The organism is Streptomyces sp. NPDC021093 (assembly GCF_044333135.1).
Lineage (GTDB): Bacteria > Actinomycetota > Actinomycetes > Streptomycetales > Streptomycetaceae > Streptomyces.
In genome coordinates this window covers 502,707-526,194 of sequence record NZ_JBIRQJ010000004.1, presented here as the reverse complement: position 1 = coordinate 526,194, position 23,488 = coordinate 502,707, and the positions used below count along the sequence as shown (strand labels likewise).

Below are 23,488 nucleotides of genomic sequence, written 5' to 3'. Positions count from 1 at the left end.
ATTTAGGGGCGCGGGGAACTGCGCGATCAGCCACGACGCACCCGCACGAAGCATCCCCCAGCCCCGCGGCCAGCGGTTTAGGTGGAGGGGCGGGGAGGGGCCCAATCCGCGAAGCGGCGCACCCACCCGCAGGGGCGGCGGACCACCCGCAGGAGCGGCGCACCCACCCGCAGGAGTGGCGGACCACCCGCAGAACAGCGTGCGGTGGCCAGCAGACGCCAGTCGGGTCAGGACCTACCGAGAAGCTGAAGGAGCCGCTTCAGCTCATGAGAAGCCGCCGAAGGCCCCTCCAAAGACGCCACGCCCGTGACGTTCAGGACGATCTCATCGACCCCGGCATCCCGATAAGCGCCCAGCTTGTCGAGCACCTCCTCCGCCGCCCCGTACACAAACGCATCCCCCTTGACCAGAGCCAGCGCCTGCGCCTCCGCGTCGGCAGCGTCGAACTCCCCCTCGGGCAGGGCGATTCCGCCCCTTCGCAGCATGTCCCGGTAGTGCGGCAGCGACAGGTGCGCACCGTTGGAGGCGAGGGCCAGTTTCGCCGGGTCGCGGCCGTCCGCGGCCAGCGCGACCGGCACGATCGCGGCGATCCGCGGAACCGCACGTTCCGCCGCACCCGCCCCCGCGGCCAGCGCAGGCACGATGACCTCGGAGAGATAGCGCGCCGGAGTGAGCCAGGTGATGGCCACGTCGGCCAGTTCCCCTGCGACCTTCGCCATGCCGGGCCGCAGCACGCCGAGCCCGAGTTCCACCTGCGGCCCCGGCAGCGGTGCGAGACGTCCGGCCTGGTGCCAGTACTCGCCCGCCATGACTTCCGGGGTGCCGGTCAACGCCCCGCGCACGGCGGTCAGATACTCCCGCGCCGCCGTCAGCGGACTGCGGTACGGCTCGCCGCGCATGGCCCGCTGCATGTCCTTCGAGCCGGGGCCGAACCCCGCCACCACCGACTCGCCGGTGATGAGGGAGAGCGACTTGGCCTGGAGGGCCGCTTCGTACGGGTGGCGCATCGGCATCAGCGTCACACCGAGCCCGGTCGGGACCCGGAAGCCGGCTCCCGCCGCGTGGGCGAAGCCCTGGTAGGGCTCGGTGGTCATGCCCTGCCCCTGCCAGAGCCGGCTCGCACCGGTCCAGTGGACCAGCCCGGCAAAGGGGAGGAGCTGTTCCGGACGACGCGGAACGAACGGGACAAGAATGGAGTATTCGGTGCTGCGGCCTGAACTGCTGTCGGCACTGCTGTCGGTACTGCTGTCGGTACTGCTCACGGGAGCTCCTCTCCTTGCTCGGGGCGCGGTTCCGCGGGCGGACTACTTGGCGGAGGGCCCGTCCCACTGGTTCGTACCGATGGAGCGGAGTCCGGGCACGTCCCACTGGTTCGTGTCGATCAGGGCGGCCTTCGTTCCGAATCCCGAGACGGGCGATGAGACGGAGGCGGAAAGCGAACCGGCTCCCACGGTCACTCGCCCAGTGGTCGCACCGTGTCCCGCGCCACCCGTCTCGACGGCCTGTGCCCCACCCTGACCGGCCAGGCCGAGTGCGGCAGCGGCGAGCAGTGCGACAGCGGCGGCACGCCGGGCGGCGCGGGCGGTACGGGCGGCGCGGTTGCCAACTGCGTTCTGGGATGTGGTGGTTGCGCGGTTCATGGTGTTCCCCCTGATGTGACGAGTCTCTGTGCGTCCGGTGAGCCGTAGTCCCGGTCTCTCCCTGACGAGGACAACTCTGCCGCCCCTGGCCCCTCCTCAGCGGGCGAAAAACGTGCAGCTTCCTGCGCTCCGCCCTGCCGCTTGCTGCGCACCCCCACGGCCGTCGGCCCGTACTCCGATGCAGGTCAGCAGTAGCGCGAGGGGATCGCGGCGGGGTACTTCTATGAAGGGACTGTATGGATCGTGAAATTCCGCTTAGCGATTCCGCAGGAACCAGCGGTTCTGTCGAAGTGGTGCATTGCCTGTGGGGGGACGTCATGTCGCAGTCGCGACCACAACCGAATCTGGAGTTCCTGGGGATAGATCCAGGGGTCGAGGACGCGTACCGGATGCTGCTGCGCACGGGTGGCGCGGACGGTTCCGACCCGCAGCTGGTCGAACTGGGGCTCGCCGCGTCCGGGGCAGGCGGCCGACTGCGGCCGACGCCACCCGCGAAGCTGGTGGACCTGCTCGTCGCACGGCGGGTCGCCCGGCTTCAGGACGAGCTGGAGACGGCCGCGGTCCGTACCGGAATCGTCGACTCCCTGCTCGCCGAGCGGGAGTCCGCGCTGGCGGCAGGCGCGGGATCGGGTCCTTCCGGGGCCGGCCAGGGCGCCGGAGGCCCCATCCAGCGGCTGGAGGCCCTCGACGACGTGATGGCGGCCATCGACGAGATGACGTTCTTCGCCCGCACCGAGAACCTGACCACCAACACCCGGGGCATCCTCAGCCCGCAGGCCATCGAGCGGTCCCGGCCCAACGACATGCGTGTGCTGCGGCGCGGCATACGGATGCGGACGTTGATGGCCGCACCCGCTCTCGACGACGCGCCCACCATGGCGTACCTGCGCGAGCTCGTCGACAAGGGCGCGGAGATACGCATCTCCCAGCAGCCCCTGGAACGCATGATCGTCTGCGATCGGACCGCCGCGCTGACCCCGCTCGACCCGGCCGACAGCAGCAGGGGCGCACTCCTCATCCGCGAATCCGGCCTGGTCTCCGCCCTGGTCTCGCTCTTCGAGCGGATGTGGAGCACGGCGCAGGAACTGCCCGCGGCCACCGACGGCGCTAACGAGGGGCCCGGCCGGCCCACCGGCATGGAACTGAGGGTGCTCGAATCCCTCTACTCCGCCGAGAAGGACGAGACCGGCGCCCGCGACCTGTGCATCTCGGTCCGTACGTACCGCAAGCACGTGGCCTCGCTGATGCACCGCCTGGAGGCGACGAACCGCTTCCAGGTGGCGCTGCTGGCCCGCGAGCGGGGCTGGCTCTAGGCCCGGTCCGCACAGAGCCGGTCCGCACAGAGCACCCACGGAACCACGCACAGAGGCCGTCCCCCCTGCCCGGACGGGCAGGGGGGACGGCCGGCCAAGACGTAATTCCACTACTGCTTGCCCCGCTTCACCGCGGCGCCCACGAACCCCGCGCACACGATGATCGCGACGCCGAGCGCGACGGTCACCGTGGTGCGCAGCGCACCGTCGAAGACCGTCAGCCCGACACCCAGGGCGATGACCAGTGCCACGGCGATCATCGCGGGCTTGCTGACGTCCTGGTTGCTTCCGGCTGCGGACATGACGTTCTCCCCGAGAAAAGCTTGCTTGCCGTGTCTGACGTATCTGACGTGTCTGACGCGTCTGACGTATCTGACGCGTCTGACGTGTCTGACGTGCGGAAACTCCGCTCCCCCAGCCTCCCACCGGCGCCCGCGCCACCCCGCCGCTCCGCCGCGCAGCTTCCTGCACGCCGGACCGCAGCATCCTGCACGTCTCGGCCACCGGGGCAACCCGTTCCCCCGGAAACGGGTCTGACAGACCGTACTGACAGCGCGTACACCCGTCCTGACAACCCGTACGCTTCCCGTACACCCGGTCGGCCGTTCAGCAGTCGCGGCCCGCGCCGGGGCCGATCAAGGTCGGGATGACCGCCCCGGTCGTCCCGCGACCGACCCCGCGCCGGAGGTAGCCCCGTGTCCCCCGTGTCCGCCGGCACCGCCACCGCCGACACCGTCGTCCCCGCCCAGGCAGCCCGCAAGCCCTCCCCCGCGCCCGCGCGCGACGCCCTACGCGCCGCGCTGCGCCGGGCGGCGCCCGCGCTCGGTCTCTTCGCGGCGGCGCGGCTGACCGGGATGCTGCTGATGGCGGTGTGGGCCTGGCGCATCGGTGACTCGCCGCTGCATCTGCTCGGCCAGTCCTGGGACTCCCTCTGGTACACCCGGATCGCCGAGCACGGCTACGGCCACACGGTCACCTTCGCGGGCGGCGACGTCGTCCAGAGCGATCTGGCCTTCTTCCCGCTCTACCCCGGGCTGATCCGCGCGGTGTCGGCGGTCCTCCCGGTCACGCCGGGCGGCGCCGGGCTGCTGATCTCCTGGGCCGCCGCGCTGGCCGCCGCCTGGGGCGTCTTCGCCGTCACCGACCGGCTGTACGGGCGCCGCACCGCCACCCTGACCGTCCTGCTCTGGGGCCTGCTCCCGCACTCGGTCGTGCTGTCCATGGCGTACACCGAGCCGGTGCTCGTCGCGCTGTCCGCCTGGGCGCTGTACGCGGTCCTGGCCCGCCGGTGGCTGCTGGCGGGGACCCTCGCCCTGTTCGCCGGGCTGTCCCGCCCCAACGCGGTCGCCCTGGTCGCCGCCGTCGTCCTCACCGCCGCGTACGAGCTCCTGCGCAAGCGGCAGCGCGGCTGGCGGGTGTGGGCGGGCGCGGCCCTCGCACCGCTCGGCTGGGCCGGGTACGTCCTGCACGTCGGGATCCGCACCGGCGATCCGCTCGGCGGCTACTTCGCGGTGCAGGCCGGCTGGTCGTCCCGGTTCGACTTCGGGATGGGCACGCTGCGCTTCATCCGCCACCTGGTCAGCACCCCGGAGAAGTTCGGCTTCCCGATCGCGCTGGTCATCGTGGTCGCCGCGGTGCTGCTGCTCGCCCTCATGGCGTACGGGATGGAGCGCAGGCCGCCGCTCCCGCTCCTCGTGTACGCGGGCGTGCTCGTGCTCATCACGGTCGGCGGCGCCGGCTTCTTCGAGTCCAAGCCGCGCTTCCTGCTGCCCGCCTTCCCGCTGCTGCTGCCGCTCGCCTGCGCCATGGCGAAAGCCCGGCCGCGGGCCGCGGTCATGGTGACCGCCGCCCTGGCCGGGCTCTCGATGGGCTACGGAACGTACCTGGTGACGGTCGCCCCGATGCCGATGTGACGGCCTACCGGCCCGGTCCGGCAAGGTGAAGGCGTACCGGCCCGGGTCCGGCGAGGTGAAGGCGTACCGGCCCCGGTTCGTCCATGTGACGCGGCCTACCGGCCCCGGTCCCGTCCTCACGGCCCCGCGATCGGACCCTGCATGTGCTCGCTCAGCCACTGGATCGAGCCCTCGGCCATGCTGCCCACATAGGTCTTGGCGTTGTGGCTGCCGTTCTCGATGACGTTCAGCCGGGTCTTCACCCGGCCCTTTCCGTACTTCTCGGTGAAGCGGCGGACGTTCTCGACGCCCGGCTCCCTGGTCCCGACCTGGAAGGCCAGATAGACGTCCTTGTCCGGTGCCGAGGGCTGCTTGGACAGTGCGGCGGCCAGCTTCTCCGGGGCGTTGGCCGCGCGCTCGGCCTCGTGGCCCTTCCAGAGCGGGGAGTCCGGGACGGTGTCGGGGCCGGAGGCGATGACGGCCTTGAACCTGTCCGGGTGCTTCAGCACCGACTTCAGCCCCACGAAGGCGCCGGACGAGGAACCCATGAACGCCCAGCCGTCGCGGGACTTGAAGGTGCGGAAGTTGGCCCGTACGAAATCGGGGACGTCCTCGGTCATCCAGGTGCCCATCCTGGGCTGCCCGGGAATGTCACTGCCGTCGTAGTAGTACTTCGCGTCCGGGTTCAGCACCGGCATCACCACGACGAAGGGGAGGCTCTTCCTCTCCTTCGACCAGGCGGCGATGGAGCTCTGGAGCTTGAGGTCGGTGCCCATCCAGTAGTTGTTGGGATAGCCGTTGCCGCCGGGCAGCGCGATCAGCACCGGGAAACCGCTCTGCGCGTACTTGGGGTCGAAGTACTCCTTGGGCGCCCACACCCAGACCTTGCCGGTGAATCCGGACTTCTTCCCGGCCAGGGTGGTCACCGCGATCTTGGTGCCGTCGGATATCGAGTTCTGGGTGGTGAACTCGGCCTTCGGACCGGTCGGCAGGAGCGTCTTGGCGGCGGCTTCCGAGAGGGGCGCGCCCGGCTCGGGGTTCTTCGCAGCGGAGCCCCCCTCGGGCGCCGTACCCATCGGCCCGCCCGCCGTGTCGAAGGAGACCGGATCGCCCTGTTCGAACCAGCCGGTCCGGTACGCCCAGGAGCCCGCGACCCCGAGGCCGACGCCGAACAGCATGCTGACCACGACCAGCAGCACCAGCCATATTCGGGACCTCCGCCGCCGGCGCGGGGCGGGTCCGCCAGTGTGACTCATGTGAACTCCGTTCGGCCGAGCGCGGGGTGGGCGCGGGGTGGGCGCACAGAGAGAGGCGACTTTCGCCCGTTTGGTTCGCCCACGCGCCCACAACGTGCGTCATCGCACACAAACCCGGACAGGACGGAAGCCCGGACAGGACGGAAGCCCGGCCGCCGCGGCGGCCGGGCTTCCGTCCTGTGCTGTCTGCGGCCGGAGCCTCAGGCCTCGCCGTTGCTCTCGCCCTTGTCCGAGGAGTCGCCCTTGTCGGCGGCGCCCTCGGCGGAGTCGACGTCCTTCTCCAGGCCGAGCTGCTCGACGACCCACTTGTCGAACTCGATGGAGGCACGGACCCAGCTGACCGTGGACGAGACGAAGTGCTCCAGCGAGACACCCGTCCCGATCAGCATCTGCGCCTCGCCGATGAGGCGGACGGAACCGTCGTCGTGGGTGTGGCTGTAGACCTTCGGCCACAGGGTGCGGCGGTTCCAGTCGTCGAGGAGCTCCAGGAGCTGGAGCTTGTCCTCGATGCTGTGCGGCCGGTCGTAGAACGTACGCACCGAGAAGACCTGCTGGTCGTCCTCGCCACGGAACATGAAGTACGTGCGGAACTCTTCCCACGGCGCGGCGAGGTCACCCTCGTCGTCGACGACGTACTTGAGCTCCATCTGGTCGAGCAGCTGCTTGACCAGGTCCTGGTCGGGGACGACGGGGCCCGCCGGACCTTCGGCCTGCGGTTCGGGCTGACCCCCGAAATTGGGGATCGAGGAGGGGTCGATGGACACCGTGATTTCCCTTCGTACGGTTCCGGTCATCCTCTCCCATCCCGGGAGGGTGATGGCAAGCCCACCGGGGCGCGATCCGCTGCGCGCTGAAAGAACGCCGCAAATCGCACCCCTTGAGACCCCTAAGTACCCCTTACAGGTTCTTCTACGGCTTCTTCTCCGTGGAGACCTTCGGCCCGCCCGCCGCGGGCCCACCGCCCGTCACCGGACCGACGAGCAGTTCGTCGCCGACCCGCTCGACGCGCACCGTGTCGCCGTCCTTGACCTCGCCGGCCAGGATCTCCTTGGCGAGGCGGTCGCCGATCGCGGTCTGGATGAGACGGCGCAGCGGCCGGGCGCCGTACGCCGGGTCGTTGCCCTCCTCGGCCAGCCAGGCCAGGGCCTCGGGGGTGACGTCCAGGGTCAGCCGGCGGTCGGCGAGACGCTTGGCGAGACGGCCGACCTGGAGCTCGGCGATGTGCGCCAGCTCTTCCTTGCTGAGGGCGGAGAAGACCACCAGGTCGTCCAGCCGGTTGAGGAACTCGGGCTTGAAGGAGGCCCGTACGACATCCAGGACCTGCTGCTTCTTGACGTCCTCCGCCGTCGCCGGGTCCATCAGGTACTGGCTGCCGAGGTTCGACGTCAGGATCAGGATGGCGTTGCGGAAGTCCACCGTCCGGCCCTGGCCGTCCGTGAGGCGGCCGTCGTCGAGGACCTGGAGCAGGACGTCGAAGACCTCCGGGTGCGCCTTCTCGACCTCGTCGAGGAGCACGACGCTGTACGGGCGCCGGCGCACGGCCTCGGTGAGCTGGCCGCCCTCCTCGTACCCGACGTAGCCGGGCGGGGCCCCGACCAGCCTGGCGACGCTGTGCTTCTCGCCGTACTCACTCATGTCGATCCGGACCATGGCCCGCTCGTCGTCGAAGAGGAAGTCCGCGAGTGCCTTCGCCAGCTCGGTCTTGCCGACACCGGTCGGGCCGAGGAAGAGGAACGACCCGGTGGGGCGGTCGGGGTCGGCGATCCCGGCGCGCGTGCGCCGGACCGCGTCCGAGACCGCCTGCACGGCCTCGCTCTGCCCGATCAGCCGCCTGCCGAGCTCCTGCTCCATCCGCAGCAGCTTCTGCGTCTCGCCCTCCAGGAGGCGCCCCGCCGGAATCCCGGTCCAGGAGCCGACCACGTCCGCGATGTCGTCCGGACCGACCTCCTCCTTGACCATGGTGTCGACCTCGCGCACCTCGGCCTCGGCGGCCGCGGCCTCCTCCAACTCCCTTTCCAGGCCCGGGATCTCCCCGTACAGAAGCTTGGAAGCGGTGTCGAAGTCGCCGTCCCGCTGAGCCCGCTCCGCCGTGCCCCTCAGCTCGTCCAGCTTCTCCTTCAGCTCACCCACCCGGTTGAGACCCTGCTTCTCCTTCTCCCAACGTGCGTTGAGACCACGGAGTTCCTCCTCCTTGTCGGCGAGGTCGCGGCGCAGCTTCTCCAGGCGCTGTACGGAACCGGCGTCGGTCTCGTTCTTGAGGGCCAGCTCCTCCATCTTGAGCCGGTCCACCGACCGCTGGAGCTCGTCGATCTCGACGGGCGAGGAGTCGATCTCCATCCGGAGCCGGGAAGCGGCCTCGTCGACGAGGTCGATCGCCTTGTCGGGAAGGAAGCGGGAGGTGATGTACCGGTCCGACAGCGTCGCCGCCGCGACCAGCGAGGAGTCCGCGATCTGCACCTTGTGGTGCGCCTCGTACCGACCCTTGAGCCCGCGCAGGATCGCGATGGTGTCCTCCACGCTCGGCTCGGCGACCAGCACCTGCTGGAAGCGCCGCTCCAGCGCCGGGTCCTTCTCGATGCGCTCGCGGTACTCGTCGAGGGTGGTCGCGCCGACCATCCGCAGCTCGCCGCGCGCCAGCATGGGCTTGAGCATGTTGCCCGCGTCCATGGCCGAATCCCCACCGGCGCCCGCACCCACCACGGTGTGCAGCTCGTCGATGAAGGTGATGATCTGGCCGTCGCTCTCCTTGATCTCGGAGAGGACGGTCTTCAGCCGCTCCTCGAACTCGCCGCGGTACTTGGCCCCTGCGACCATCGCGCCGAGGTCGAGGGAGACCAGCTTCTTGTTCCTCAGCGACTCGGGGACGTCGCCCTTCACGATCCGCTGCGCCAGCCCCTCGACGACGGCGGTCTTGCCGACGCCCGGCTCACCGATCAGCACCGGGTTGTTCTTGGTGCGGCGCGACAGCACCTGCACCACCCGCCGGATCTCCTGGTCACGGCCGATGACCGGGTCCAGCTTGCCCTCGCGCGCGGCGGCCGTGAAGTCGGTGCCGAACTTCTCCAGGGCCTTGTACTGGCCCTCCGGGTCCGGAGTGGTCACCCGGCGCCCTCCCCTGCTCTTCTCGAATGCGTCGAGCAGCCTGTCCGCGCTCGCGCCCTGGTTCTTCAGTACGTCGGCGGCCTGCCCGCCCTTGGCGGCGAGACCGATCAGCAGGTGCTCGGTCGAGAGGAACTCGTCCCCCAGCTCCTTCGCGCGCTGCGCGGCGTCGGCGACGACGGCCAGCATCTCGCGGTTGGGCTGCGGCGGCGAGACGGTGGACCCGGTCACGCTGGGCAGCGCCGCCAGCAGACGCTCGGCCCCGGCCCGTACCACCACCTGGTCCGCCTCGACGGCGGCCAGCAGATCGACGATGTTCGCGTTGTCCTGGCCCTCCAGCAGGGCGAGCAGCAGGTGCGCGGGGGTCAGATCGGGGTGGCCGTCGGTGACGGCCCGCTGGGTGGCCGCGTTGATCGCGTCCCGGCTCCTGTTGGTCAGCTCGGCTTCCACGTCTGCTCTCTCCTCCTGAACACCGTCGGCGGCTCTACTGCGCGCTTCTACGACACGCTCTCCATGACTTTTCCAACCTGCACAAAGTTGAGTCTATTCCACTCAGGTTTGCGTGAGGCCGCCGGGCTAACCTGCCTCCATGCCCATCGACATACGCAACCCGAGTCCCGAGTACCGCGCCTTCTGGGACGCACACCACTACTGCACCCTGACTACCCCGAGGGCGGACGGCTCGCCACACGTCGTGCCGGTGGGAGTCACCTACGACCCGGACCGGGGCGTCGCCCGGGTGATCTGCTCGGGCAGCAGTCGCAAGGCGGCGAACGTGCGGGCGGCGGGCGAGGCGGGGGCGCGGGTGGCGGTGTGCCAGGTGGAGCGCGGCAAGTGGGCCACGCTGGAGGGCGTCGCACGCGTACGTACGGATCCGGCCGAGATCGCGTACGCGGAACAGCGCTACAAGGAGCGCTACGGGCGCACCCCCCGGGAGAACCCGGAACGGGTCGTCATCGAGATCACCCTCGACCGGGCCATGGGCAACGCGTAACTCTCGTGCCCCCTGCGTCCGCGCAGCACAGCGGCGCCCTCGTGTTCAGGTTCACGAGGACGCCGCTGTGTGGGGGAAGCGCCTGAGCGATCAGGTACGACGGGGGAATCGCATCAGGCACTGCGGGGGGTGGTCATGCGCGAGGCGGAGCGAGGAACGCTCTCCGCCTCGAAGAGCTGGTGGTCGGACTTTTCGAGGTTGACGAAGATGTTGCCGTACCGGATCTCGCACCGGATCGGCTGCGGGGCGCCCCGGGGCCGGCGAAGACACCGGTAGGCCCGGACGTCCTCGTCCTGCTCGCGCACGACCAGGATCGGATCGCCGAAGAGGGTCACCATCAACGAATCGCCACGCTCGGGGATCGCGGAGACGAGATCGATGAGGTGCCACCCGCCACGGATCACCTTGGCCATTTCACGTCTGAAGGAGGGGTCGTCCGACGGCATGATCAAGCACCCTTGGAGACTGACGCGACGTTCCACGCGATGTCCGACGGCTGGATCGCCGCCTTGTCCGCCCCCGACTTCGCGACGTTCCAGGCGATGTCCGCCGGCAGGGCCGCCTTGTCCACCTCCGCCGACGCGAGGTTCCAGGCGATGTCCGACGGCTGCGCCGCCGCGGTGTCCACCCCTGCCGGCGCGAAGTTCCAGGCGATGTCGAGAGACGCAACCGCACCGAGAATCACCCCGGCGGAGAAGGCCACCGCAAGACCTGAACGAAGCATTCGCTGATACATAGTCGGCTTTGTCCTCACTTCCATGGGTTCCTCACCCCCGCCGTTAAGACGATGGCTTATTGAGCCATGTCAGCGCCACAGGGGCGGTGCATCATGTTCTTGCACGTTCAGGACCCTGGGGGACGGACCTATGCCTACAAATGACACCAACTCAGCACATCCCCACGCGATAACCGAGATGTGTGATGCCGCCAAGCAGCTCTATGCGAGCGCCCTGCGCTCCGGACGGATCCCGCGGGACGAAGTCGTCCCCGCACCATGCCTCATGGATCTCGCCCTGCTGCATCCCGACCCGGATGACGCGCTCTGGCTCCGGCCGGTTCCGCCGGCCGCCGCTCTGGCCAAAAGGCTCCACACGATCGAGAACGACATTCAGGTCAACCGTCGCCTGAGCCTGGAACTCACGGACACCTTTGAGCCGTTCATGGCCATCAGCGCGCAGAGCCCGCCGCCCACGTACGCCATCACGGTCCTTGAGGGCGACCGCCGGATCAACGAGGCCATCGATCTGGCCCTGGCGGACACCAAGTTCGAGGTGCTCACGATTCAGCCGGGGGGCGGACGCAGAGAGGACGCCCTGAACGCGGCGGTCTCGCGCGGCCAGGCGCTCAACGGCCGCGGCGGCTCCATCCGCACCCTCTACCAGCACACCGCACGCCACAGCCAGGGGACCCTGGCCTACGCGGAGATGATGGCCGGGGACAAGGTGGAGATACGCACCCTGGAAGAGCTCGTGGACCGCATGCTCATCTTCGACCGCACGGTCGCCATCGTCCCGGCCCAGGACGACCGGCGGATCGCCCTGGAGCTCCGCCACCCCGGCCTCGTCGAATACCTGGCCAATGTCTTCGAGCACTTCTGGCGACGCGCGACCCCCCTCATCGAGCCCGTCACCTACGAGCCCACCCCCGAAGGCATCTCCGGCGTCCAACGCTCCATCGCCAAACTCCTCATCGAGGGGTACGTCGACGAGGCCATCGCCCGCCGCCTGGGCATGAACGTCCGCACCTGCCGCGCCCACATCGCCAAGCTGGCCGCGGCCCTGGGCAGTGGCAGCAGAGCGCAGCTCGGTTACCTGATCGCCCGCTCCGACATCCTCAACGCCTGACGGTGGGGGCCACCCAGCACCTCCCCGGCCCCCGCCCCGACCGGCCCGCCGGTTCTGACCAGACCGCCCGTTCCGACCGCGCCGAAGGACCCACCCATGAACGACACCGCCGGGCCCCCGCACACCACGAGGCCAGCACCGAGGACAACCAGCCCCGCACCCTACCCGGCTCCACCGTGGACACCCTGTTCGGCGAGATCGCCGTCCGGCTGGACGGACAGGACCGGCTGACCGTCGAGGGCGAGCAGATCCCCACCGTCGTCCTGGAACGCGACCCCGCCTCCGAGACCGACCCGCTGATCGCCATCGGCACCCGCGACCCGGCCGCCCTGACCATGTCCGTCGGCGGCACCGAGGCCGAGATCACCCCCGCCAAGGGCAAGCTGCGCAGGCAGACGTACCGGATCGACGTGGAGCACGACGGGGCCCACTACCAGCTGGAGCCCGACTCCGTACCGAGCAGCAGGCTCACCCGCGACGGCACCCACCTCGGCGACTTCTCCTCCGACGGCGACGAGACCGTCATCGCAGAGTGGCGCGAAAGCGCCGAAGTCCACCCCGCCGACGCCGCGGTGGGCTATGCACCCGTTTGGATGATGCTCGTAGATTACTACGGGTTGATGTGCCGTTCTTCGCTCTGCGAGAACCACAGGACAAGACCGTGAAGAGTCTTAATACCCGTCCCCCTGTACAACTCTTCCAAGTGTTTATCTATGTACCGTGATGAGACACCCAAAGCCTTTGCCACTTCTGTTTTTCTAAGGTCATCTGTGTAGAGGCGCAGGATACGACGGGAGTGCTCCGTAGTGAGGGCCCCCTCACGCGCCGCTGGACCCTCACCGATCCAGCGTTCTGACCTCTTCCAGAGGTGCCGGAAGTAGATTTCCATCCACGAGACTAGCGCGGGAATCTGAATGAGCCACGCAGACCTATCCTCAGTGGGCTTGGTTGTATCCAATATCATAGCCGCGTCATCAATTATATAGACCCGCTCTACGTCTTCATGAGTGGTACGTATCTGCACTCCCTTCTCTGATACCTGAGCAGCCCACCACTTGAGCTTTTCATCCGCGCGGTGGTTTCTGCTATAGATTTCTTTCCATTCACCGACAACTGCTGCATGAATGAGGTCCTGAGGCAGGCGCGCCTCTAGATCCGCCCTCTTGCGGGGAGTTCTGCCGGGGTGGACCGTAAGGACTCTCTTTGAGGCGTAGGCCATCGCCTTAGTTATTGAGGCATTCGCCTCGCCTTCGCTAGCAAGGTATTGAATACCCTTGATGTTTCCATCCCTGCCTCTAATTAACTGCTCAAGCTCTTCGTATGCATCGGGGATTGCTGCGATGGTCTGAGCCTGGGAAATCAGCGACTCAAGCGCACTCCCGAGATGGCACCGTTCGAGTGTCCGGGGATCTGCGATGATCCAAGGAACCCCTTCGGGGCCCTCTACCAGAACCGCCTCAATGATCCTGCGCTCCTGGAGCTCGGCTACTCCAGGGTGGGAGGGGTCGGGGTACCGATGGGTGCGGATGAGTTCCAGAGCCTCCCTCGCAGCCGGCGACAGCCGACCCGGCCCGAAGGACCTCCCCGATTCAACCTTGATGTCCTTTTTCATCACCCTTTGCCCCCTGATTTTTTGCGCATGCGCAGATGCGACCCCGGCAAGTGCTTGTCTGGACTTAACCAGTTGGGACAGCCTACTGAGTGTGACGACAGCAAGGCGTCATGCAACGGAATGAGTGCCGTACTGGGGCACTCGCGCCTTGTGGGCTGTATGGGTCAACTCTGCCGTCGTGCCAGGTAGTCGGATTCTCCATTCGCTGTATCGGTGGATACCTGGGGCCCACCGGGAGGGAACGGCATGTTCAAGACATGGATTGCCCCGGGGTTACCCCCGGCGTGCTGCTGGCTGGCATTGGCGCTGTGGATGTAGCAGGCACCGCTGCTGCTAGTGCTCGAGATGTCAATTGGGGTGTGGCTCCGGCGGAGTCGGCTGCCCTAAGCGTGTCGCCTGTCCGTGATTCCACGCGCCTGCATCGGCCACTGGAGCTCCGAGGCCAAACCGTTCACGTGGACCGCCCCCGAAGAGATCCTGTCGAAGATCCGACTCACCCAGACAAACATCACATAACTCGTGGCAAACAATTCAAAGTGACACAAACTGTGCCCCGAGACACTAGGTGCAGGCTGCATTCAGGCGACGAACCGCACCAACCGCGCGAGCAAATTTCCCCTCTCACGTCCCGCCCTGCCCTGCCCTGCCCTGCCCTGCCGGAGGAGTAAATGCTCTTTTCGATACTCGGCCCCCTCCAAATCCAAAACAACGATCAGGTATTCACCATAGAGAGAGCCCCGGTAAGGACAACTCTCCTCTCTCTGCTCATCGATGAAGGAAAGCCAGTAAATACCTCCACCCTGCTGCGAAGAATGTGGGATGACCCAACCTACTCAGCCACCAACAACCTAAGACTTCACATTTCGCGCCTACGAAATCAACTCAGTTCAATCGACCCCTGTCTTAGCAACAGGATTTCCACAGTCCGAGGGAGTGAAGGCGAGGCGGGAGGGTACCACCTCAGAACCTGCCCAGAAGAAATAGATTTCACCCGATTCAAGATGCTGGCAAACAAGGGGTTCCAGGAGTTAAGAACTGGCCACCCTGCGCAAGCCAGTGCGTTTTTCGCTCAAGCACTGAGCCTATGGCGCGGCCCCATCGGCCAGGGTTGCAGGATCTCAAACGAGGTCCGGATAAAATTTGACGCCCTTGAGCAACTACAGCTCGCCTCCCAAGAAGGTCAGATCGAATCACTCCTATCCCTTGGACAATCGACCGAACTCCTTCCCGAAATCCTCGCCATCCTCGACACCGATCCGCACAGAGAGAAGTCCTGGGTGAATTTAATTCGGGCATACTACCTCAGTGGAAATATAACAAAATCCCTGGAAGCTTTCAAAACAGCTACGGAAACCTTCAAGAATTCTCTCGGACTGGACCCTTCCCCGGAGATAAATAGGATCCATATTTCAGTCCTAAAAAGAGACTCTAATGCCGTTCGCTACTTCGGCGTGGGGGACTGAAATAGGCCGTGCCCAAATTTGGCGTTGCAGCCTAACTGGATCTTCAAAGTTGAGCAGTGTGAAAGTGTCCGCGCGCTCACCGGGTAGACACCGTGAGGCTCAGTGAGGTGATCTCAGGGATCATCGCCAGGCATTGTTGAGGACGAGGGCGGCTTGGGTGATGGCACCGATCCGGCTGGGGCTGAGGGTGACGTGCTGGAGAGTGCGCCAGCGTTGTTTGAGTACGGCCATGGCGCGTTCGCCGGGGAAGCACAGCCCGCGGAGAAGCTTGTTGTAGGTCTGATTGCCGAATCCGATATCTCCGGGCAGGTCGGGGTGCTTGCGGACGGGAACGTGTATGCCGCCGCCCGCGCCGAGGTAGCCGATGTCGGCCAGTGTGGGCAGGCCGTCGCGGGCCGCCCGGTAGAGGTCGGGCAGCGCATGGATGCGGGTCGCCACCAAATCGTGGGTACTGCCGGGCTCGACCTCGGAGACCCACAGGGGTGTTCCGTCGGACGTGGCCAGGAACTGCACGTTGCCGGCGAAGTGCTTGATCCGGATCGCGTACCAAAGATCGGTGCCGCGCGCTGTTTCTCCCCCTGTGCGATCGCATCGGACGAGGGTGCCGTCCAGAACAGAGTCACGGACCGCGGGCCCCGATCCGGTTGTACAAGGTCTGCGGGGTGAGGCCGAAGCCGCGTACCGGCGGTTCGAGGAGATCCGGAGGGAGAACGTCTCCGGCAATGTGCAGTACCTGGATACCACCATTCTGCCACGCTACCTGGGTGCCGTCTCAGACGTCGAACTGGCCACGGGGAAGAAGTACTTGCGAGCGCCCCAATCGGTGGGGGTCAGTTCTGACTCCACGTCAAGGACGTGGAATTTCGGCGACATCGACATGCTCTCGGTCAAGGCAGCGTTCCGGCACACGCAGGACGCGCCCAACCACCGGCGCTGAACGCGTCCACCCGCCGGCGGCCCTAGAGTGAAGCACTCTGTTGACATAGCCCAGGGACGAAGTCCTCTGGGCAGTGCCGCGCCCTTGCCTCACGTTGCAGAGTGCCCGAGACCATTTTCCTGCTCAGGCTCCCACGCGGCAATGTCGCGGAGGGCATACAAGTGACGAGTGAAAGCCACACGGCCCTTATTTGTCAGGGAAAGCCAGGTACGCGCGCGCTTGCCGACGAAGGCTTTGCGGACCTTCACATACCCGGCCTGCTCCAAGAGGGCGATCTGCTTGGACAGGGCCGAGTCCGTGATCTCGATGGTGTCGCGGAGCGTTTTAAAGTCAGCCTCGTCGACCGAGGCCAGCGCAGCGACGATGGAGAACCGCACCGGAGCGTGGATCACGTTGTCGAGGGCCTTGCGCGGATGCGTCACGGCATGGACCCGGGGGCGCGGGTCGCTTTGTGCTCTAGAACGCCGACCACGAAGAAGGGCACGCCGCACAGGACGGCTCCAGGTACCCACCAGAGTGGTTCGCCGGAGAAGAACACCGTGCCGAGGGTGACAGTGAGGGTGTAGATGGTGGCGCCTGCCGTCGTCGTGAGGGCATACAGGGTCCGGTGATGGCGGGCCATCACCGGACGTGTCGCCGTGTAGATCACAAGAGCAAAAAAGGGAACGAGCAGGACGACCGGAATGGCGATCTGCGAGGAGGGCTCGACCAGCAGTCCGTAGGTGGCTGTCATCATCATCATCGCCAGACCGAGGAGGAACACCACAGGGCCAGGCCGTCGGTTCCCCCTCCGCATCCGGGAACCCAGTGCGTCGGCCGAAGCAAGGGCTTCCCGCGCTTCCTTCTTGTCCATCATGGTGCCTTCCTTGCAGGACGGGAGTGGAGGATACGGTCGCGGTCCCGCACCTACGCGGCCTCGCCCTGGTCCCATTTGAAGGTGCGGATGGCCAGAACGACCGTCACGGCGGTGGTGAGAGCAACGACCAGGATGGACAGCCACACCGGGTGGGTTGGTTCGCCCTGTGACATCTGCGTGAGCATGAGGTCTGCGAAGAAGGACGTAGGCAGCAGGCTCAGCGTGGCGTGGACGGCGTCGGGCATGAGCTCGAGCGGGAACGCGAGACCGCTTAGGAACAGAGCCGCCAGCTGCACGAGCGTACCGACGTTGGTGGCAGCGTCCGGCGAGGACAAACGGCCGCCGATCAGGTAGCCGATGCCTCCGAACATGGCGAGGCCGAGCAAGGCGATGCCGAAGAGGGCCGGGAGCCGACTGGGTTCCACCTTGCCGAGGGCGACCGCCAGCGCGAGCAGGACACCCGTCTGTGCGGTGACCATGACGACCCTGGCGATCATGTGCGTGAAGACAAGGCGGGCCCGCCCCACAGGCGTGGTGCCCAGGAGCCGGAGGGTGCCCTTGGCACGCAGGTTGGCCAGCGGTCCGGTGGTGGCGGTCAGGGCAGCGCTGGTCACGGCGAGAAAGATCGCCATCGGAAAGACGAGTTGAAGGAAGTCCGGGGCGTCGGAGTCCTTCGGCATGGCGAAGCCGAGGCCGAGGAAGATAGCCAGCATCCCGAAGGGGAAGAACAGGGCGAAGTAGAAGTACTTGGGGTCTCGGACGAGCTCGCGGGCGTGCATGAGGGCCAACTCACGGGAGGACGAGGACATCACGCCATCACCCCTTTCGTCTTCGTGGGCTGAGCGTCGTCGTGCTCTGCGGGGGGTTGCGTGCCGTCGCCCGCTTCGTGGAAGGAGACTCCGGTGAGGAGGCGGAAGACCGCTTCCAGGCCGGCCTCCTTGATCTGGATGTGGCGGGCTCCGAGCGGGTCGGCAAGCAGGCGGAACACTGCGTCGGAGTCGCTGGTCCGCACTACGACCCGGGTGATATCGCCGGAGTCTAGGCTCTCGATGTGGGACACCCCGGGCGCGGTGCGCAGCCGTGCGAGGTCGGTGCCGGTCGGAATGGTGAAGTGCACCTCGCGTTCGGGCGCATGGGTGCTGATCAGGTCCTGCGGCGTTCCGCAGGCGGCAACCCGGCCCTTGTGCAGCACGGCGACCCGGTCGCAGAGCATTTCGGCCTCCTCCATAGAGTGCGTCGACAGCAATACGGTTCCACCGGAGCCACGGTGCACGCGGATCGCGTCCCACAGTTCCTTGCGCGCATTGGGATCCATGCCCGTCGATGGTTCGTCGAGCACCAGCAGACGAGGGCGGGAGATGAGCGCCGTGCCGACAAGGAGACGCTGACGCTGTCCGCCGGAGAGCTTCGCCACCCGGACATCGCGCGAGGCCGACAGGCCCATCCTGTCGATGATGGCGGCAGGGGTCTCGGGGTCGGGGTAGAGGGACGCCCAGACCTGCAGCAGTTCCGCCACCGTCTGCTGCTCGAACACAGCGGCGTGCTGCGGCTGGATCGCGACAACCTTGCGGATCTCGTCGCGCTGCGCCACAGGGTCGTAACCGAGGACCCGAACAGTGCCTCCAGTGGGGCGGCGCAGACCGACAAGAGTCTCGATGGTGGTGGTCTTACCGGCGCCGTTCGGGCCTAACAGACCGAAGATCTCCCCTGGCTGCACGGAGAGGTCGATGCCCGCCAGAGCAACGACGTCCCCGTGGGGGGACGAATATCGCTTGATGACGTTCTCGAGAAGGATCGCCGCGTCGTGTAACGAGCTTCGTTCAGCCATTCCGCATCTGCCTCTCATCGTTTTCCATCGAGGTCTCGCCGTGCGTGTCGCTGCCCATCTGAGTTGCCAGCGTGACATCAACTTTCCAACATGGCAAGTAGATGCGTGAGGGGTAACTAGGTTTATTTGGGCACTAGTTGGATGACGCGAGCACGCCGAGGAGGCTCTCCTCGGCCGGAACGAAGCCCCAGCGGTTGAGATCCATATGCAGATAGTGGAGGAGTAACTCCTCCCTCGGCACGGGGTTCTTGTCGGCCATCGCCACGTCGAGGGTGTGCACGACCGTTTCGACGTGTCGTGTCGTGCTCTCCTGAAGGGGGGTGCTGAGGCGCGCCAAGGCCTCCCCCGTACCCCTCGCCGCGCGGTCGAGGAGACCGCGCAGGTCCTCCTGGCCAGGTGCCGCCATCCGTAGCTGCCGTCCCCATTGGCGGCGGTGGGCGGTCCAGAACGCAGTCCGCGCCCGAGGCTCGGGGAGCGCTGCCCGTACGAGCGCGCTCATGTACGAGACGGCCAGCGCCGCCCGATCAAAGAGCGGGTCGAGAGCGCCGATCCGCTGGTCGTCGTACCACCGGCAGGAGGCCGTGAAGAGCTCCTCCACCCTGGCCACCCCACGCGCGCCACCGTATTTGGCGAGTTCAGGTGCGTACAGGCAGCAGCGGGCCTGCTTAACCATCGGCAGCCCCTGCGGCACGGAGCCCGGCACGAGGCGTGCCGAAGGGGTGGGTCTGTCGAGTGCGTACAGCAGCCCGACCAGTTCGGGCAGGCGTTCGTGAACGCGGTCGATCCCGTCTGCGGAGCACTTGAGGCGCAGCCGCAGGTGATGGCCGCTCATGTCCCAGTAACGGGTGAAGAACCATGCGGACGCCGCCTCTTCGGACGCCAGCGCTGACAGCCAGGGGATCAGTACCCGGGTGGCCTCGTCCATTGCGTCCGGATGTCCGGGGTAGGCGCGGACATACCACCAGTCCGTCTCTACGCCCCGGTCCGTTCGGGCTGTGCGGTCCAGTGCCAGCGTCATCGGTTCTCCTCGGGCCAGGCCAGCAGGGCCACATGCTCGGTGACCCGAGGCCGACCGAGGGTGTCGCGCTGGGCATGCAGGGAACGCTCGGGAAGTGCCTCCACGAGCCGAAGGTGGCTGGTCTGCGGGCTGAGCCAGTGGTGCAGGACCTCCACGGACAGCGGAGAGGCCAAGGACACCCACATCGGTTTTCGGTCGGCCGTCATACCCAGGGCGTTGCCCGCGCCTCCGAGCTGGTGCACGAAGACCTCCTCGGGAATGCCGTGGGCACGCCGGAGGGCGTCGAGCCGGACGGCGAGGGCGGTCTCGCCCCGCTCGCCGCCTTCCGGGCGCGGGATTGCCGAGGCCGGCACGATCCACGAGGCGCGGCGGGTGACGAGACGGCCCCCGGGGCCGTCGGTGACGCGAGGCAGTTCCACCACGCCGTCGCCGCAGAGCGGACCCAGCTCGTGGGCCTTCGTCATGGTGTAGTCAGAGTGTGGCGAGCCGTTGACCCAGGGATCGGCGAGTATCGCGAGCAGCCGGACGTAGGACTGGAGCAGATGCTGCGGGATGAGTCCCAGGTAGGCCAGCCCGACGGGGCCGCCGTTCTGGTCGAACAGGGACAGCGTGTCAGTGCAGGTGTCGTGGGCAAGCACGGTGTCGTCTAGGGTGATCCCGTTCTCGACCTCGACCTCGCCCGGCAGCACCAACGGCGGTAGAATACCGCCGCATTCGGACTGCACGGTGTTGCAATCGGTCCACACCACCAGCTCACGGCGGGAAGCTCCGGGCCAGCAACGTTCGGTGTGTGCGGCGAGACGTTCACGGAAGCCATCGCCGAGGAGCTGGCCGAAGCGGCTGAACAGCCCTCCAGTGCCTGCCCCGTACTGGTTGACCACGAGCCGGTAGCGGCCCCCCTCGATATCGGGCTGGGTTGCCGCCTCCATCTGGAAGAAGACTCCGGCGTTCGGCGGGGCGCTGGTCGGCCCGACCGGGAGCCAGGCCCGGTCCCCCGGGTTACGGCGGCTCGCCATGTCCGCGAACAGTGCGCGTTCGAGCGGCGGGTTGGCATCACGGTCGATAGTGAGCCGCATGAGGAAGCCGAGCGGGTCGCGGCAGACACCGCCGACGCCGAACTCGGTAGTGAAGCGCTCCAGGAGGAAGTCGTAGAGATGCGACCGGAAGAGGTACGGCCGCACCTGCTCGCCCAGTGCCGTGAGGTCGGCCCGAACCTCGGGGACGGTCAGCGGGTCGGGGAGGACCAAGTCGGTCTCCCGGTCCTCATAAACCAATCCGCTGGGCTTTCGCTCCCCGCGGTCGCTGTGCTCGTTCCAGCCACCAGTAAGGTCCCGCAGCTCCTCGGCCGCGGCGATCCGCCCCTCGGTGTCCTGCCGCCACACACCGTCCCCCAGGGTGTGGGCCCGCACCAGATCGCCGCGCCCGATCGGTGAAGCGGGCTGGCCGTCCTCCAGCAGCGAGGCCAGAGCAGGGAGCGGCGCTGCGCCCCTGCGCCAGGGCGGGACGGGCTGCACGATGCCGGCGTCCAGCAGCCGGACAAACCTGGCGAAGGGTCGGGCACCGCCGATGGCGGCGAGGAGTTCGACGAACGTGGCATCGGAGCGCAGGCCGATCAGCGAGGACAGGGCGTAATCGGCCTCGACCACCCGGTCATGGCGCCAGACGACGCCCTCGGTGATGACCACCTCGCTGTGGAGCAGCAGGCCCTCCGGCTCGGTGGGAGTCCCGGGGCGCACGGGCGCGACGCGGTAGCGCAGCAGACCGGCCGTCGACGGGTCGCACGCCAGTCTGCGCAGCGCCAGGTAGGCCGTGGTCGCGGAGGTACGGCTGCCCCCTCTGCCCTGCCCAGCAGCTCCGGCCTCGCCGACGGTGGTCAGCCCGGAGAAAGGGCTCGTCTTGACGGCGGCGCGGGTGACGTACGAGTACAGCGTCTTCAGCTTCTTCGTCGACCGGGCCTTGTGGTCGCGGTGGCGGATCCAGTCGGGCGCGGCGATCGCCAGAGATGCGGCGAAGCTGTTCTCTCCAGCGCCGCCTACAGCTTCCCCACCAGGTTCGAGGGTCCGGTGCAGAGCCTGGACGGCCCAGTCCCGGTCGCTGGCTAGCTGGAAGCCCAACTGCTCCAGCAGTAACTGCCGTTCGCCGACGAGTCGGCCCCAATCGTCCACGAGGGCGGCCTCGGCGGGCGGGAGACGCTCGATCAGGCTGCGTCGTACGTCCTCGTCCCAGGGCAGTGGGTCCAGCCGGTTGACCGACCGCTTGGCAGCCAGGGCCTTGCGGCGCAGCGGCACGTCGTCGTCGAGCCGGGGGACGAGGGCGAAGAGAGCCTCCGTGAGTTCGGGCGCCAAGGCGCTCAGTCCCTCCGAGGCGGCGGCGTGTTCGACCAACAGCTTGCGGGTGGCTGGGGTGACCAAGTCGAGTACGTCGGAGGGCAGGCCCGCCACCCGGGTCAGCAGCACAGGGGAGATAGCGAAGGAGGTCATCGGCCCACCACCGAAAGAGCGAGGTCCACGGTGATCGGGACAGCGTGGAACATGGTGTAGGCGAGAAGGCAGACATAGGCCACAGAGAACAGCCCGTACGCCATGTGGCCACGGCGGGCCGTCTTGCTGAGTTTGGCGAGGTGCGCTGGGAGTTCCTCGCGCCGGACGGTATGGCGCAGCAAAGCGAATGCGCGCCCCCTGGCGTTAGTCAGTCCGGACGCTGCTTCGAGAGCCGTGTAACCGTCGCTGGGCATGAGCGGATTGAGGTTGATGATCAGCATCAGGAGCTGCATCCCCAACAGCAGTGCGGCCGTGTCCCTGAGGATCCCAGCCGAGTTCAAGGCGACCACTCCCGACAGTGCGCAGAACCAGCCGTCACTGAGGATGCCAGCCATGGCCAGGGTGACTCGGCCGCCGCGTCCCCGGAATCGGTAGGCGTCCGTACGGTCCACGTAGGCGACCGGCATGAAGTAGAACAGCAGCGCGACTCCCAGTCCGCGGACGGGCGTTCCGAGTATCTGGGCAACCAGGGCGTGGGCGGTCTCGTGCATCAGCACGTACAGCAGCATCACGCCGGTAGCGAGCAGGAACGCGGGCCCCGCCAGATCCTGCGGAGGTGGCATCGCGGCGAAGAGGGTGTGGAATCCGAACGCATACCCTGCGAGCGCACCGAGTGCGGCGATCAGCACCAGCAGTTTGGCCGGCACGGCACGCAGTACTGCGGCCAGAGGTTCGAGCACGCGGGGCAGGGAGCGGGTCAGGATGATCCGCGGCATCAGCATGGATGTACGGACGCGGCCGACCTTCTGGGACTTGTCGGCCAGTTCGGGTTCGGAGCCCTCGAGGAGCCCGCTCCTGTCCAGGGCGGCGAGGAAAGTATCGATCTGCCGGGAGAGCGCTTCGGCGCGCGCCTGGTCGGCGCGCGAGAGAAAGGCGATGAGGTCGTCGCGAGTGCGGGTGCCGTCCAGATAGGTGAGCACCACCTCGCCGGCACGGGTGATGCGGTGGTAGTTCCCGGTGACCGGATCGAAGATCAGCGGGATGTCGTCCATCCCGCGGATGACCTCCAGCTCGTCTCGGAGCTTCGGTGGCGAACTGATCACTGTCTACCTCTCCTGTACTCCTTGACGCCCGGGGTCAACGGGCCGCGACCCGTTGACCCCGGGCCCTGCGTTGCAGGATGCTGCGCAATGAGAAAGCCGCCTTCCAGCGGCGCCGGTGACGGCACCGCTGGAAGGGAGGAGCCGAGCCCGGCG

At 67.3% G+C, this 23,488-nt stretch carries 23 protein-coding genes; 6 read left to right on the top strand and 17 right to left on the bottom strand.

Translation table 11 applies throughout. The features are described 5' to 3' along the window. Positions 1-227: 227 nt before the first annotated feature. Positions 228-1,262, bottom strand: coding sequence for an LLM class flavin-dependent oxidoreductase (locus ACH4SP_RS14950; protein WP_398414607.1), 1,035 nt, complete (start codon positions 1,260-1,262; stop codon positions 228-230). 42 nt (positions 1,263-1,304) lie between these two features. Beyond that, on the bottom strand, positions 1,305-1,640 hold the full coding sequence (locus ACH4SP_RS14945) for a hypothetical protein (RefSeq protein WP_398414605.1): 336 nt from the start codon (positions 1,638-1,640) through the stop codon (positions 1,305-1,307). Between the two features lie 317 nt (positions 1,641-1,957). On the opposite strand from ACH4SP_RS14945, the gene ACH4SP_RS14940 reads away from it, so the two are divergent. Then, positions 1,958-2,953, top strand: a complete 996-nt coding sequence (locus ACH4SP_RS14940) for a helix-turn-helix transcriptional regulator (protein WP_398414602.1) — start codon at positions 1,958-1,960, stop codon at positions 2,951-2,953. A 110-nt stretch (positions 2,954-3,063) separates the two neighbouring features. Here ACH4SP_RS14940 and ACH4SP_RS14935 read toward each other — a convergent pair whose 3' ends face one another. Then, complete coding sequence (locus tag ACH4SP_RS14935) at positions 3,064-3,255, bottom strand: hypothetical protein (RefSeq protein ID WP_398414600.1); 192 nt, start codon at positions 3,253-3,255, stop codon at positions 3,064-3,066. Positions 3,256-3,648: 393 nt separating this feature from the next. On the opposite strand from ACH4SP_RS14935, the gene ACH4SP_RS14930 reads away from it, so the two are divergent. Then, the gene (locus ACH4SP_RS14930) at positions 3,649-4,866 is read left to right on the top strand and encodes a hypothetical protein (protein WP_398414598.1); all 1,218 of its coding nucleotides are present in this window, start codon (positions 3,649-3,651) and stop codon (positions 4,864-4,866) included. A 116-nt stretch (positions 4,867-4,982) separates the two neighbouring features. Here ACH4SP_RS14930 and ACH4SP_RS14925 read toward each other — a convergent pair whose 3' ends face one another. The 3 genes from ACH4SP_RS14925 to clpB form a co-directional block, all read right to left on the bottom strand. Further along, entirely contained in the window at positions 4,983-6,101 is a 1,119-nt protein-coding gene (locus ACH4SP_RS14925; RefSeq protein WP_398414596.1) for an alpha/beta hydrolase, read from the bottom strand. Between the two features lie 200 nt (positions 6,102-6,301). Continuing rightward, complete coding sequence (locus ACH4SP_RS14920) at positions 6,302-6,865, bottom strand: YbjN domain-containing protein (protein WP_398414594.1); 564 nt, start codon at positions 6,863-6,865, stop codon at positions 6,302-6,304. Positions 6,866-7,010: 145 nt separating this feature from the next. Continuing rightward, positions 7,011-9,650: an ATP-dependent chaperone ClpB gene (clpB, locus tag ACH4SP_RS14915; RefSeq protein WP_398414592.1), complete on the bottom strand. Its 2,640-nt coding sequence runs from the start codon at positions 9,648-9,650 to the stop codon at positions 7,011-7,013. Between the two features lie 139 nt (positions 9,651-9,789). Between clpB and ACH4SP_RS14910 the strand changes: the two genes are divergently transcribed. After that, on the top strand, positions 9,790-10,194 hold the full coding sequence (locus ACH4SP_RS14910) for a pyridoxamine 5'-phosphate oxidase family protein (RefSeq protein WP_398414589.1): 405 nt from the start codon (positions 9,790-9,792) through the stop codon (positions 10,192-10,194). A 113-nt stretch (positions 10,195-10,307) separates the two neighbouring features. On the opposite strand, the gene ACH4SP_RS14905 is transcribed toward ACH4SP_RS14910, so the two are convergent. Then, entirely contained in the window at positions 10,308-10,646 is a 339-nt protein-coding gene (locus tag ACH4SP_RS14905; protein WP_398414587.1) for a (2Fe-2S)-binding protein, read from the bottom strand. Continuing rightward, the gene (locus tag ACH4SP_RS14900; RefSeq protein WP_398414585.1) at positions 10,643-10,918 is read right to left on the bottom strand and encodes a hypothetical protein; all 276 of its coding nucleotides are present in this window, start codon (positions 10,916-10,918) and stop codon (positions 10,643-10,645) included. Before ACH4SP_RS14900 ends, ACH4SP_RS14905 begins: the two co-directional genes overlap by 4 nt. A 142-nt stretch (positions 10,919-11,060) precedes the next feature. On the opposite strand from ACH4SP_RS14900, the gene ACH4SP_RS14895 reads away from it, so the two are divergent. Continuing rightward, complete coding sequence (locus tag ACH4SP_RS14895) at positions 11,061-12,038, top strand: helix-turn-helix transcriptional regulator (protein WP_398414583.1); 978 nt, start codon at positions 11,061-11,063, stop codon at positions 12,036-12,038. Positions 12,039-12,040: 2 nt separating this feature from the next. After that, complete coding sequence (locus ACH4SP_RS14890) at positions 12,041-12,703, top strand: hypothetical protein (RefSeq protein ID WP_398414581.1); 663 nt, start codon at positions 12,041-12,043, stop codon at positions 12,701-12,703. On the opposite strand, the gene ACH4SP_RS14885 is transcribed toward ACH4SP_RS14890, so the two are convergent. Next, the gene (locus tag ACH4SP_RS14885; RefSeq protein WP_398414579.1) at positions 12,649-13,650 is read right to left on the bottom strand and encodes a hypothetical protein; all 1,002 of its coding nucleotides are present in this window, start codon (positions 13,648-13,650) and stop codon (positions 12,649-12,651) included. The genes ACH4SP_RS14890 and ACH4SP_RS14885 overlap by 55 nt on opposite strands. A 668-nt stretch (positions 13,651-14,318) precedes the next feature. Here ACH4SP_RS14885 and ACH4SP_RS14880 point away from each other — a divergent pair. Beyond that, the gene (locus ACH4SP_RS14880; protein ID WP_398414577.1) at positions 14,319-15,113 is read left to right on the top strand and encodes a BTAD domain-containing putative transcriptional regulator; all 795 of its coding nucleotides are present in this window, start codon (positions 14,319-14,321) and stop codon (positions 15,111-15,113) included. 120 nt (positions 15,114-15,233) lie between these two features. Here the strand turns inward: ACH4SP_RS14880 and ACH4SP_RS14875 are convergent, their stop codons facing one another. From ACH4SP_RS14875 to ACH4SP_RS14840, 8 genes are all read right to left on the bottom strand, one after another. Continuing rightward, positions 15,234-15,860 carry a transposase family protein gene (locus tag ACH4SP_RS14875; RefSeq protein ID WP_398414575.1) on the bottom strand — a complete coding sequence of 209 codons (627 nt, stop codon included), beginning with the start codon at positions 15,858-15,860 and terminating at the stop codon, positions 15,234-15,236. A 279-nt stretch (positions 15,861-16,139) separates the two neighbouring features. Further along, positions 16,140-16,472: a winged helix-turn-helix domain-containing protein gene (locus ACH4SP_RS14870; protein WP_398414573.1), complete on the bottom strand. Its 333-nt coding sequence runs from the start codon at positions 16,470-16,472 to the stop codon at positions 16,140-16,142. Then, positions 16,469-16,906, bottom strand: coding sequence for a hypothetical protein (locus tag ACH4SP_RS14865; RefSeq protein ID WP_398414572.1), 438 nt, complete (start codon positions 16,904-16,906; stop codon positions 16,469-16,471). Before ACH4SP_RS14865 ends, ACH4SP_RS14870 begins: the two co-directional genes overlap by 4 nt. Positions 16,907-16,956: 50 nt before the next feature. Beyond that, positions 16,957-17,715, bottom strand: a complete 759-nt coding sequence (locus ACH4SP_RS14860; protein WP_398414569.1) for an ABC transporter permease — start codon at positions 17,713-17,715, stop codon at positions 16,957-16,959. After that, entirely contained in the window at positions 17,715-18,734 is a 1,020-nt protein-coding gene (locus ACH4SP_RS14855) for an ABC transporter ATP-binding protein (protein WP_398414567.1), read from the bottom strand. The genes ACH4SP_RS14860 and ACH4SP_RS14855 overlap by 1 nt, the downstream gene beginning before the upstream one ends. Before the next feature lie 133 nt (positions 18,735-18,867). After that, positions 18,868-19,752 carry a lantibiotic dehydratase C-terminal domain-containing protein gene (locus ACH4SP_RS14850; RefSeq protein WP_398414565.1) on the bottom strand — a complete coding sequence of 295 codons (885 nt, stop codon included), beginning with the start codon at positions 19,750-19,752 and terminating at the stop codon, positions 18,868-18,870. Next, entirely contained in the window at positions 19,749-22,232 is a 2,484-nt protein-coding gene (locus tag ACH4SP_RS14845; RefSeq protein ID WP_398414563.1) for a hypothetical protein, read from the bottom strand. Before ACH4SP_RS14845 ends, ACH4SP_RS14850 begins: the two co-directional genes overlap by 4 nt. Next, the gene (locus ACH4SP_RS14840; RefSeq protein ID WP_398414561.1) at positions 22,229-23,284 is read right to left on the bottom strand and encodes a hypothetical protein; all 1,056 of its coding nucleotides are present in this window, start codon (positions 23,282-23,284) and stop codon (positions 22,229-22,231) included. Before ACH4SP_RS14840 ends, ACH4SP_RS14845 begins: the two co-directional genes overlap by 4 nt. Positions 23,285-23,488 lie beyond the last annotated feature (204 nt).